Source organism: Rhizobacter sp. P1_G5, from assembly GCF_056405435.1.
This window is the reverse complement of record NZ_JBFUCB010000015.1, coordinates 15,996-27,100: the sequence shown is the minus strand read 5'-3', so window position 1 is coordinate 27,100 and position 11,105 is coordinate 15,996. Positions and strand designations below refer to the sequence as shown.

The 11,105-nt window shown below is 70.5% G+C and carries 10 protein-coding genes; 4 read left to right on the top strand and 6 right to left on the bottom strand.

Going from position 1 to position 11,105, the window contains the following annotated elements; all coding sequences use genetic code 11:
• From AC1D12_RS02490 to AC1D12_RS02480, 3 genes are all read right to left on the bottom strand, one after another.
• The coding region (locus tag AC1D12_RS02490; protein ID WP_477838695.1) for an ABC transporter permease at nucleotides 1–1,125 on the bottom strand (1,125 nt) is incomplete at its 3' end.
• Nucleotides 1,126–1,137: 12 nt separating this feature from the next.
• Nucleotides 1,138–1,962: an ABC transporter substrate-binding protein gene (locus AC1D12_RS02485; protein WP_477825280.1), complete on the bottom strand. Its 825-nt coding sequence runs from the start codon at nucleotides 1,960–1,962 to the stop codon at nucleotides 1,138–1,140.
• A 46-nt stretch (nucleotides 1,963–2,008) separates the two neighbouring features.
• A complete protein-coding gene (locus AC1D12_RS02480) occupies nucleotides 2,009–2,566 on the bottom strand; it encodes a DUF308 domain-containing protein (RefSeq protein WP_477838693.1) in 558 nt (185 codons plus the stop codon).
• Nucleotides 2,567–2,793: 227 nt separating this feature from the next.
• On the opposite strand from AC1D12_RS02480, the gene AC1D12_RS02475 reads away from it, so the two are divergent.
• Nucleotides 2,794–4,119, top strand: a complete 1,326-nt coding sequence (locus AC1D12_RS02475; protein WP_477838691.1) for a hypothetical protein — start codon at nucleotides 2,794–2,796, stop codon at nucleotides 4,117–4,119.
• Nucleotides 4,120–4,123: 4 nt separating this feature from the next.
• On the opposite strand, the gene AC1D12_RS02470 is transcribed toward AC1D12_RS02475, so the two are convergent.
• The 3 genes from AC1D12_RS02470 to AC1D12_RS02460 form a co-directional block, all read right to left on the bottom strand.
• Complete coding sequence (locus AC1D12_RS02470) at nucleotides 4,124–4,510, bottom strand: type IV pilin protein (RefSeq protein WP_156155050.1); 387 nt, start codon at nucleotides 4,508–4,510, stop codon at nucleotides 4,124–4,126.
• Nucleotides 4,511–4,605: 95 nt separating this feature from the next.
• Nucleotides 4,606–4,965, bottom strand: coding sequence for a hypothetical protein (locus tag AC1D12_RS02465; RefSeq protein ID WP_465110577.1), 360 nt, complete (start codon nucleotides 4,963–4,965; stop codon nucleotides 4,606–4,608).
• A 54-nt stretch (nucleotides 4,966–5,019) separates the two neighbouring features.
• A complete protein-coding gene (locus AC1D12_RS02460) occupies nucleotides 5,020–5,433 on the bottom strand; it encodes a winged helix-turn-helix domain-containing protein (RefSeq protein WP_477838689.1) in 414 nt (137 codons plus the stop codon).
• A 183-nt stretch (nucleotides 5,434–5,616) separates the two neighbouring features.
• Here AC1D12_RS02460 and AC1D12_RS02455 point away from each other — a divergent pair, with 183 nt between their 5' ends.
• The 3 genes from AC1D12_RS02455 (at nucleotide 5,617) to AC1D12_RS02445 (ending at nucleotide 11,013) form a co-directional block, all read left to right on the top strand.
• On the top strand, nucleotides 5,617–6,270 hold the full coding sequence (locus AC1D12_RS02455) for a response regulator (RefSeq protein ID WP_047509828.1): 654 nt from the start codon (nucleotides 5,617–5,619) through the stop codon (nucleotides 6,268–6,270).
• Nucleotides 6,254–9,298 (top strand): sensor histidine kinase, encoded by a 3,045-nt coding sequence (locus tag AC1D12_RS02450; protein WP_477825276.1) that lies wholly within the window; start codon nucleotides 6,254–6,256, stop codon nucleotides 9,296–9,298. Before AC1D12_RS02455 ends, AC1D12_RS02450 begins: the two co-directional genes overlap by 17 nt.
• A 161-nt stretch (nucleotides 9,299–9,459) precedes the next feature.
• Nucleotides 9,460–11,013, top strand: coding sequence for a methyl-accepting chemotaxis protein (locus AC1D12_RS02445; RefSeq protein WP_477838697.1), 1,554 nt, complete (start codon nucleotides 9,460–9,462; stop codon nucleotides 11,011–11,013).
• The last annotated feature ends 92 nt before the right edge of the window (nucleotides 11,014–11,105 follow it).

Sequence of the window (11,105 nt, the reverse complement as noted above, 5' to 3'; positions counted from 1 at the left end):
CGCGAGCGCCTCGTGGCAGCGCGCCGCACGCGCGGCGCGCGGGATGCCGCGCAGCCACAGGCCGATCCACACGTTGCGGAACACCGACAGCCGCATCAGGAAGGGCTGCTGGAACAGCATGGCGGCGCGCGGCAGCCGGCCCTCGGGCTGCAGCGGCGCGCGCGCCACGACGCCGGCATGCGGAACCAGGCCCTGCAGCAGCCGCAGCAGCGTGGTCTTGCCCGACCCGTTGGCGCCGACCAGCACCAGGCGTTCGCCGCGCGCGAGCGTCAGCGTGACATCGCGCAATGCGGTGAAGTCGCCGAACGCGACGCTCACCCGTTGCAGCGCGATCAGCGGCTGGGACGCGGCATGGGCGGCCACCGGCGCGTCGCGCCCGGCGACCGGCGCCTGCTCCGCTCGCAACGGTGGCGCCGCAGGCAGCGCCCGCGTGCGCGCGCCCCACCACTGCAGCAGCATGATCACGCCGTTGACCACGCCGACGATGCCGAGCAGCACCAGGCCCAGGCCGAGCGCCAGCGCGAGGTCGCCCTTGCTGGTCTCGAGCGCGATCGCGGTGGTCATCACGCGCGTGACGCCGGCGACGTTGCCGCCGACGATCATCACCGCGCCGACCTCCGCGACCGCGCGGCCGAACGCGGTCAGCAGCACCGTCGCGACGCCCAGCCGCTCGTGCACCAGCATCAGCAGTGCGCAGGCGAGCGGCCCCGCGCCGAGCGAGCGCAGCTGGTCGCCGCCTTCATCGAGTGCCGCCAGGACCAGCCGGCGCGACAGCGCGGCGATCAACGGCGTGACGAGCACGCTCTGCGCCACCACCATGGCCGTCGGCGTGAACAGCAGCCCCCACGGCCCGAGCGGCCCCGCCCGCGAGAGCAGCAGGTAGACCAGCAGCCCCACGACGACGGCCGGCAACGCGAGCAGGGTGTTGACCGCCCAGACGAACACGCCGTGGCCGGGGAAGCGCGCGACGGCCAGCCAGGCACCGAGCAGCAGGCCCGCCACCGACCCGACCCCCACCGCGATGCCGCTCACCTGCAGCGACAGCATCGCGATGCGCCACAGCTCGGCGTCGCCGCCGGCGATCAACGTCCACGCGAGCCGCCAGCTGTCGGCGAAGGTGCTCATCCGCCAGGGACGTCAGTTCGCATCCGGAAAGAAGAGCGGCCGGCCTTCGATCTGGTAGCTGCCGATGGCGGCCTGGCCCGCCGGCGAGACCAGCCAGTCGACGAAGCGCTGCGCGAGCTCCTTCTTCACCTGCGGATGCTTCGCCGGGTTGACCAGCATCACGCCGTACTGGTTGAAGAGCCGCCTGTCGCCTTCGACGAGGATGGCCAGGTCGCCCCGGTTCCTGAACGCGAGCCAGGTGCCGCGATCGGTCAGCACGTAGCCGTTGATCGACGCCCCCATGTTCAGCGCCGGCCCCATGCCGCAGCCGCATTCGCGGTAGACGGCCGGCCTGGCGGCAGCCGGGTCGAGCCCCGCCAGCTTCCACAGCCGCAGCTCGGCGCTGTGCGTGCCGCTGCGGTCGCCGCGCGAGACGAAGGGCTGGCCGCCGGCGGCCACCTTGCCCATGCCGGCGACGATGTCGGCGCCGCGCGCGCCGGCCGGGTCCGGCTTCGGGCCGACCAGCACGAAGTCGTTGTACATGACCGGAAAGCGTTTCTCGCTCCAGCCCTCGGCGACGAATTTTTCCTCGGCCGGCGTGTCGTGCACGAACACCACGTCGGCATCGCCGCGCCGGCCGATGTCGAGCGCCTGGCCGGTGCCGACGGCAACGACGCGCACCTCGATGCCGCTGGCGCGGGTGAACGCCGGCAGCAGGTGCTTGAAGAGGCCCGATTGCTCGGTCGACGTGGTCGAGGCCACGACGATGAACTTCTCCTGCGCGCCGGCCGCCTGCGCAAGCAGCACGGCGCAGCCGGCCAGGAGCAAGGCGGCGACGGCACGGCGAGACGGCTTCATGTCATGAACGCTGGAGTCGATCGGAAGACCCCATCATCGCGGATATTCAGCGCGTGCGGCGCTCGCGCCAGAGCAGCATCAACCCTGAGATCAGGAAGTAGACCGCCCCCACCGCGGCATACCCCGCCAGGTTCTGCAGCATCGGCGCCGGGCCGCTCGCCTGCTTGACGAAGAACGTGCCGGCCAGCGCCGACTGCGCGCCGCTCAGCACCATCGCCCACTGCGCACCCTGGTGCTTCCAGCGGCGCACCGCGGTGCCCAGTTRGAGCAGGCCCGAGAGCACGGCCCAGACGCCGAACACGACGAAGACCGCGGGCATGCCCTGCTGCACCGCCACCGCCATCGCGGCGGTCGTCGCGGCGCTGACCAGCACGTTGATCATCTGCGTCGCGTTGGCCGACATGCCGCCCGATTGCCGGGCGTCGAGCGCGTTCGCCAGCGCGTCCCATGCGGGGTACAGCACGAGCAGCACGCTCGCGACGACGGGCGATGCTGGCGCCGCCGCGAAGGCGAGCGCCACCCACGCGATCGAGAAGGCGGCGCGCGTGAGGTAGAGCGTTCTCAACCAGGTCGAGTTCGTGGCAAGGGAGGTGGCAGTCGTCATGGCGTGATCTCGGTGGAAAGCGGATCAAGCCAGTCTGCGGCGAGCGGCCGGCCGGCGGAATCGGACGATTGACCGATGCCGGCGCCGCCCCCGGACGGACAGCGCCGGCTCACAACGTGTTTCCATCTTGTCATTCCCGGCATCCCGCCAGGAAGGTTCCGTCAAGACTCCAGCCAGGCCTCGACCTATGGTCATGCCTCCATCAAGCCACCTGGAGGAGCAGCATCTTGTCGACCCCCGAAACCCATCGCGTCTGCAGCCCGGCGCTGTGGCTCGTCACCGTGGCCACGGCCCTCCTCGCGGCATGCGGCGGCACGTCCGAACTCGATCGATCCGGCGCCGAGGCCAGCGCCGACGACAGCGCGAGCGCCGAGGCGCAAGCCGTGCGCGCCGTCAGCAACGTGCCCACCGGCTTTGCGGCCGGCGTCACCGGCGGCGCCGGCGGCAACACGTTCCGCGTGAGCACGGTCGCCGACCTGAAGCGCGAGCTCTGCCGCACCAGCAACGGCAACGGCTGCACCGACACCGAGCCGCGCATCATCGAGGTGGCGTCCGTCATCGACCTGACCGACAGCGAGGGCAGCGCCTCGGCACCGGGCTGCTTCGCGACCAGCGTGTGCAGCGGCGCCACGCAGAAGAGCGAGATCACGCTGAATGTCCAGGACTGGCAGAAGAGCTACTGCACCGGCAAGCAGACGAGCGCCTACAAGTACAAGGTGGCCGGCACCGCCGCCCTGCTGATCGGCTCGAACAAGACCCTGATCGGCGTGGGCGCCAACGCCGGCCTCAAGGGCAAGGGCGTGATCCTGCAGGGCGGCGTCAGCAACATCATCATCCGCAACCTGTCGTTCACGGACATCAACGAGGGCATGGTCTGGGGCGGCGACGGCCTGTCCATCCCCGCGGCCACCAAGGTGTGGGTCGACCACAACCGCTTCGCGCGCATCGGCCGCCAGTTCATCGTCCTCGGCAACGGCGACGCCACGGCGACGATCGACGGCATCACCCTCTCCAACAACGAGCTCGACGGCCGGTCGGCGTGGTCGGCGCGCTGCACCGGCAACCACTACTGGAACCTGCTGGCCTACGGCAACGGCAGGATCACCATCGCCAACAACTACCTGCACCACTTCGACGGTCGCGCCCCGCGCTTCAACTCCGCCGGCAGCGGTGCGCTGGTGCACATCGTCAACAACTACTTCGAGACCGGCGGCTGGCATGCGCTCGACTACGAGGGAGCCAACACGCGCGTGCTGATGGAGGGCAACCACTTCAGGAACGTCTCGATGCCGGTGCTCACCGATGCCACCGGCAACGGCCAGCTGTTCGGCGTGTACGGGCAGACCTCGGCCACCAAGGCCACCTRCATTGCCGCGATCGGGCGACCCTGCAACCCGAACATCGCGAGCCCCGCACCGGCCACCGACAAGCTCGTGCAGGACTCGGCCGTGCTGACCGCGTTCAAGCCCCTCGCGGGTGGATTGATCAAGCCGATCTCGGCCAACGACGTGCCCGACACGGTCAAGGCCCATGCCGGGGTCGGGAAGATCTGAGCGATCAGCAGGTGTCACCCTGGCGGGTGATCCAGCACGGGTACGGTGGGTTCGCTCTCCAGCGGGGCGGCAGGCCTGCGGTGACCTGGGTGTTCCTCGTGTCCGTCGTGTAGACGAAGCCCTGCGTCACGCCGCTGCCCTGGGCGGTGAGGAAGTAGGCGGTGGCCGTGACCTGCAGGCATTGCACGTGGAAGGTCCCGGCCCCGCCGGCCGGGATGGTGTCGCAGGGGCTGACGACGTCCTCGCTGACGGTCAGGTAGGTGTGGTGGTGCCGGTGGTACAGCTCCAGGCGCGCGCGCAGGCCGGCCAGCGCAGTCGTGCCGTCGACCAGCTTGTCGCGAAGGATGGAGTCGTTGCAGCCGTACAGCGCCATCGCGGCGAGGATCGACACGATCGCCATCCCGATCAGCGCGAGGCAACGCCGCCGGACGACGCGCTCGTCTGCGACGCATTCATCGGGATGACGGGGTCGTCGGCAGATCCTCGTCAACACGCTTGCAAGGGGGCGTGTCCCGGCGCCGCCGTCGCGCCGTGGCGCAGGAGCGCCTGCATCAGGCGCAGGCGCAGGATGGTCAGGCCCGTGCTCCGGCCGGCGAAGCCGATCGCCTCCAGCTGGGTCAGCGCGCCCTGCAGCACGCCGATGGGCAACCGGTGGGCGGCGGCGCGATCCTTGTAGCGCAGCGTGTTCTCGATCACGCTCAGGTGGATCAGCGTGCGCCGGGCCCCTGGATGCCGGGTCAGCAACTCGCTCAGGTCGTCGGCGATGCGTTCGAGCGTCGGGCCCGCCAGCTCATCCAGCCAGCCTGGCAGCAGCGGGTACGGGTCGTTGATGCGGGACGAAAGCATGGTGCGTGCACCTCATGAAGAAGCAGGTCGGCATCGATCGGGGCGGGCGGCCGGTCAGCGCGCCACTTCGCCATCGAGCAGGGCGACGAAGCGGTAGCCGACGCGCGGGTAGGTGCGGATCACCTGGCCGATGCCGGGCTCCCCCTCGCGCAGGGCCTGGCGGATGCGCATCACCGCCGCGGCCAGCGAACCGGGCTGGACGATCTGGTGGCCCCAGACCTCGTCCAGCAGTTCGTTCGTGGTGCGCACCCGGGCCCGGCTTTCGATGAGGATCACCAGCAGGTCGAAGGGCCGCGGCTGCAACGCGCGCAGCTGGCCATCGACCAGGACCTCGCGCGACGCGGTCCGGACCTCGCAGCGGCCGAAACGCAGGACGGAGGGAAGCGCCGGCGCGATGACGGAATCTTCGTCCCGGACCCCCCAGGCAGCGGCGTCGGATCGATCTCGTGGTGATGGATGGATGTACATATGCCCTTGCGGTGTAGTGTCAACATCAAATCGTGTAGACATTAATCTACAAGAAATCGACAACGGTCGACGGGTAAATTCTCACAAGATGATCAATTCCGGTGCAATCGGGCCGGGGACCAGCCAAAAGCCGGGCATCCTGTAGACTGATCACTACACTAGGGCACCGTCCCGGTGGCCCCCATGTCTGCACACACCCCCGTCGCCGTCCCCATCCGCGTCTTCATCGCCGACGACCACGCCCTCGTGCGCGAAGGCCTGCGCAAGATGCTCGAGCTCGACGAGGGGCTGGCCTTGGCCGGCCAGGGCGCGTCGGCGGCCGAGGTGCTGGCCGGTGTCGACGCCGGGGGAATCGACCTGCTGCTGCTCGACCTGCTGATGCCCGGTTGCACCGGGGTCGACCTGATCGAGCGCGTCGTCGCGGCCCATCCGCAGCTGCCGGTGCTGGTGCTGACGATGCATGCCGATCCGCACATCGCCCGCCGCGCGTTGAAGGCCGGCGCCCTCGGCTACCTGACGAAGGACGTCTCGCCCGAGCAACTGCTGGATGCGATCCACCGCGTGGCGGCCGGGCGCGGCTATGTCGATCCGTCGCTGAGCAGCGAGATGCTGCGCGCCGAGCAGGCGCAGGACGAGCCGATGGCCTTGCTGTCGGCACGTGAGCGCCAGGTGCTGATCGCGCTGGTGAAGGGCCGGGCCCCGACCGACATTGCCAACGAGCTGAACCTGGCCCCGAACACCGTCAGCACCTACAAGGCCCGGCTGATGGAAAAGCTGAATCAGGACTCGCTGAGCGACCTGGTGCGCTACGCGCTGAGGCATGGCCTGGTGGATTGAGCGCGGCCTGGCGGCATTCGCCGCGCTGCTGCTCGCGTGCAGCGGCCCCGCGCAGGCGCAGCATGCGGTCTTCGAGGCCTATCAACAGTCGGACGGGCTGACCAACATGGCGGTCGGCTGCCTGACGCAGGCCGCTGACGGCACCCTCTGGCTGTGCACCGAGAACGGCCTGTTCCGCTTCGACGGCTTCCGCATCCACCGCGAGCCGATGGCCCCGGGCGCGCAGCGGTCCATGGTCTACGCGGCCCGGGCCGATGCCCGCGGCGGACTCTGGGTGGCGACCGATGTCGGCCTGTTCCTGCGCCGCGAGAAGGATGGCGTGGCGCAGTGGTCGGCCGTCACGCAACCCGGCGGCAAGCCGATCGGCATCGAGCCCGGCCAGCGCCTCGACATCGACGCGCACGGCACCGTGCTGGCCATCGACCGCGACAGCCGGATCTGGTCGATCGACGCCCCCTTGCCCGGCGCTGCGCCGGTCGCGCGGCAGCTGCAGTTGCCGGCGTTCCCCGCCCCGCCGGGCGAGCTGGATGCCGATTCCGGACCGCTGCGCGCCGGCCGCGGGGCCCTGTGGTTCGGCTGTGGCCGGGGGCTGTGCGAATGGCGCGACGGCACGCTGCGCCGGTGGGGCGAGGCCGAGGGCCTGCCGGCCCGCATGTGGGGCAACCTGGTGATCGGGCGCGACGGCAGTGTCTGGGCGCGCAGCCGCGACCGGCTGGCCCGGCTGCCGCCGGCGCAGCAGCGCTTCAGCGCCATCGAGGCCCCGTTGGCACAACGGCTGCCGGCCACCGCGGCGCTGGCCGAGGACCCGGCGGGCGGCATCCTGACCGCCACCGATGTGGGCATCGCACGCTGGGATGGTCAGCGCTGGCGGGAATGGACACCGGCGCAGGGCTTGCCGGAGACGCTGATCCGCTCGCTGTTCTTCGACGCGGAAGGCAGCTTCTGGCTGGGCACGTCCGGCCGCGGCCTGCACTGCTGGATCGGCTACCTGAACGTCGAGCACTGGACCCCGGCCCTCGGGCTGCCGGCGCCCGCCACGTTCACCTTCGCGCGCGATGGCAGCGGGCGGCTGTGGGCCGGCACGGCCCGCGGTGCCGCGTGGCTGGACGAGAGCACGGCCCGGTTCCGGCCGCTGCCGGCGGCGACAGGCCACCCGGCCAGTGCGGTCAGCGCCCTCGCCGTCGATGCGAGCGGCGACCTGTGGTGGGTGGAAACGGGCCGCGTCATGCGGCTGAAGGCCGGCACGGCCCAGGCCGCGGTGATCTTCGACGATCCGTCGCTCTCCGTCGTGATGCAGGGCCGGCAAGGGGGCATCTACCTGACCGGGCGCAACGGCGTCGACCGCGTCGTCGCCTCGGCGTCGGGCCCGCGGCGACAGCCCGTTGCCAGCGGGCTGCCGGACCAGGATTTCGTGAGCGAAGTCGCCTTCCCGGCGGAGGGGGTCGCGACCAGCGCGGTCGAATGGTTCATCAGCGGGCACCGCGCCTACCGCCCCGTCGACGGCCGCTGGATGCCGATGCGCGACGCGCAGGGCGAGCCGGTCGAGGTCTACGGCCGCGCAGCGTTCGTCGACGCCACGGACTTCTGGGCCTTCGACAGCCACGGCCTCTCGGTCTACGCCGTGGACGCCGCGGGCACCGCCCGGTTCACCCGCCGGTTCGACCTGGCCCGGTTCGGGAACCCGACCGAGTACTTTCTTCGCACCGGGTCCGACGGGCGGGTCTGGTTCGGCACCGACCGGGGCGTGTTCGTGTTCGACGGCAGCCGCTGGTGGCACATCGATCACTCGAACGGGCTGCTGTGGGACGACATCGACGACGGCGCGGTGCTGCTCGAACCCGATGGCACCGCGTGGATCGGCAGCAGTGCCGGGGTCACCCGCATCCGCGCGCCGGCCGCCGAACCGGCACCGCCCGTGCTGCGCCTCAAGGCCGTGGCGTTCGGCGACCAGACCGCTGCAGTGGTGCCGGAGCAGATCGACTGGAACGACCGCCATCTGCAGTTCACGCTGGGGACACCGAACATCGGCCGCAGCCGCATGCTGCACCTCGAATACCGCCTGCACGACAACGCGCCCTGGCAGGCCATCGCCGGGAACGTCGTGACGATCGAGTCGGCGGAGGACGGAACCCAGGTGCTGGAGGTGCGTGCAGCCTACCGGTTGCCGCTCGTCGAGGCCGGCCCGCCCCTGCAGATCCCCTTCACCATCGCGCCGCCCTGGTGGCTGTCGACGCCTGCCAAGCTGGCCGCCGCGGCCGGCCTGGGGCTGCTGTGGTGGCTCAGCACCTGGGCGACGGGCCGGCGCCAGCGGGCCGAACGCCATCGGTTGGAGCATGCGGTGACCGAGCGCACGGCCGAGCTCGAGGTGTCGCGCCAGGCGCTGCGCCGGCTCGGCGAACACAACACGCGCGCGCTGGAGGATGAGCGCAAGCGCATCGCGCGCGAACTGCACGACGAGATGGGCCAGCAGCTGGCCGCCCTGCGCATGGAGGCCTCCGTGCTGCGCGCCCGCGCGCGCGGCGAGCAGCCGCCGGCGCAGGCGCAGTACCAGGTGCTGCTCGATCGCATCGACAACCTGGCCGGCGGCGTGCGTGCGCTCGTGAAGCAACTGCGCCCGCCCGCCCTCGACGGCGGACTGGCTGCCGCGCTGGAATGGCTGGCCGCGGAGTTCACCCAGGCCACCGGCCTGCCGTGCCGGCTGCAGGTCGATGCCGAGGCGGACCGGCTCGCTCCCGACATCGCGACCCAGGTGTTCCGCGTCGCCCAGGAATCGCTCACGAATGTGCGCCGGCATGCCCATGCCGCGCGGGTGGACCTCGCGTTGCAGCGCAACGACGGCCACTGGCTGCTGGCGATTGCCGACGACGGCGCCGGCTTCGACCCGTCGCACGAGCGCAGCGGGCACGGCCTGCTCGGCATGGAGGAACGCGCCCGCCTGCTTGGCGGCACGCTCGACATCGCCGGCCGGCCCGGCAGCGGCACGACCGTGCGCCTGCACTTCGAGGACCCGGCCGCCGTCCGCATCTGAACCTGCGCCGCCGACTTGTTCACACTCGCCCGCTCAGGCTCGCGCCGGCCCTGCCGATAGTCCCGGTACATCGCGCGCTGGCAAATTGGCAAATGCAAGCGCAGCAAGCGCGGCCAGCGCGAACCAGGCTCCACGGAGCAGGAGAGGTCATCTTGAAAGCTGTGGCAAACCTGAGAATCGGCACCCGCCTCACCGCGGCCTTCGCGCTGGTCATCGGCCTGCTGGTCGTCGTTGCAGCCATCGGCTACACGCAGATCGGCGCCGTCAACGCGAACACCGAGACCATCCTCCATGACCGGTACGCCAAGGTGGCGCTGGCGCAGACCATCGAGAACGAGGTCAACAAGCAGCTGCGTGCGATCCGCACGGCACTGATCACCACCGACCCCGCCGTTGCCCGGGAGGAGCTGCACAAGGTCGAGCAGTCGGCGCCGATCGTGGCGAACGCCATCGATCGCCTCAAGGCGTCGGTCCACTCGGAGAAGGGCGTGGCAGCGCTGCTGCACCTCACCGAGAGCCGTGCGAAGTTCAAGGAACGCGAAGCCGGGTTCGTCGAGCTGATCAAGGCCGGCAAGGCCGACGAGGCACGCCAGCAGCTCGTGAGCGTCATCCTGCCGCTGCAGAAGGACTACCTGGAGGCGATCGAGGCGTTCTCCACGAGCCAGGTGGACGGGATGGAGCAGTTCGGCATCGAGGCGTCCGGCATCGCCGGCACGGCCAAGCTGCTGATGATCGGCCTGACGGTCGTCGCCGTCGCGCTGGCCAGCGGCATCGCCGTCGTGCTGACCCGCTCGATCACGGTGCCCATCGCCGAAGCCGTGCGCGTGGCGCAGACGGTCGCCTCCGGAGACCTCACCTCGCAGATCACGGTCGAGCGCACGGACGAGACCGGTCAGCTGCTGGCCGCGCTGAAGGCGATGAACGAATCCCTGGTCGGCATCGTCGGCCAGGTCCGCCAGAGCAGCGACTCGATCGCCACCGGCTCGAGCCAGATCGCCACCGGCAACGCGGACCTGTCGCACCGGACCGAGGAACAGGCCGCCAACCTGCAGCAGACCGCGTCGTCGATGGAGGAGATCACCGCGACGGTGAAGAGCAGTTCCGATGCCGCACGCACGGCGACCTCGCTGGCGGCCTCGGCGAGCGCCGTGGCCACCAAGGGCGGCACGGTCGTGTCGCACGTGGTCTCGACGATGAACGACATCAGCGCGAGCTCCCGCAAGATCGCCGACATCACCGGCGTGATCGACGGCATCGCCTTCCAGACCAACATCCTGGCCCTGAATGCCGCGGTGGAGGCGTCCCGGGCCGGCGAGCAAGGGCGCGGTTTTGCGGTGGTCGCCGGCGAGGTGCGCTCGCTCGCGCAGCGTTCGGCAACGGCCGCGAAGGAAATCAAGGCACTGATCGGCGAGAGCGTCGGCCTGGTGGAAACCGGTGCGGGACTGGTGGCCGACGCCGGCACGACGATGCGCGACATCGTCAGCTCGGTCCAGCGCGTGGCCCAGCTGATCTCCGAGATCGGCACCGCGGCCGAACAGCAGTCGATGGGCATCAACCAGGTCAGCCATGCCGTGACCCAGCTCGACCAGGTGACGCAGCAGAACAGCGCACTCGTCGAGGAATCGGCTGCGGCCGCGGACAGTCTTCGCGTCCAGGCGCAACGCCTGACGGAAGTGGTCGGCGCCTTCCGGCTTCGACCCGCACTCGCGGCCTGAGGGCTGCCGGCACGCATCGAATATCGAATGGCATCCATCGCCTGATCGACAGGGTGCGTTGCAGCGCCCGCGAGCACAAACTGTTGCCGGAC

What these genes read in the sequence shown, in the direction of transcription:
- AC1D12_RS02485 (WP_477825280.1), bottom strand. Translation starts at nt 1,962, where the DNA reads ATGAAGCCGTCTCGCCGTGCCGTCGCCGCCTTGCTCCTGGCCGGCTGC.
- AC1D12_RS02465 (WP_465110577.1), bottom strand. Translation starts at nt 4,965, where the DNA reads ATGCTTTCGTCCCGCATCAACGACCCGTACCCGCTGCTGCCAGGCTGG.
- AC1D12_RS02460 (WP_477838689.1), bottom strand. Translation starts at nt 5,433, where the DNA reads ATGTACATCCATCCATCACCACGAGATCGATCCGACGCCGCTGCCTGG.
- AC1D12_RS02455 (WP_047509828.1), top strand. Translation starts at nt 5,617, where the DNA reads ATGTCTGCACACACCCCCGTCGCCGTCCCCATCCGCGTCTTCATCGCC.
- AC1D12_RS02450 (WP_477825276.1), top strand. Translation starts at nt 6,254, where the DNA reads ATGGCCTGGTGGATTGAGCGCGGCCTGGCGGCATTCGCCGCGCTGCTG.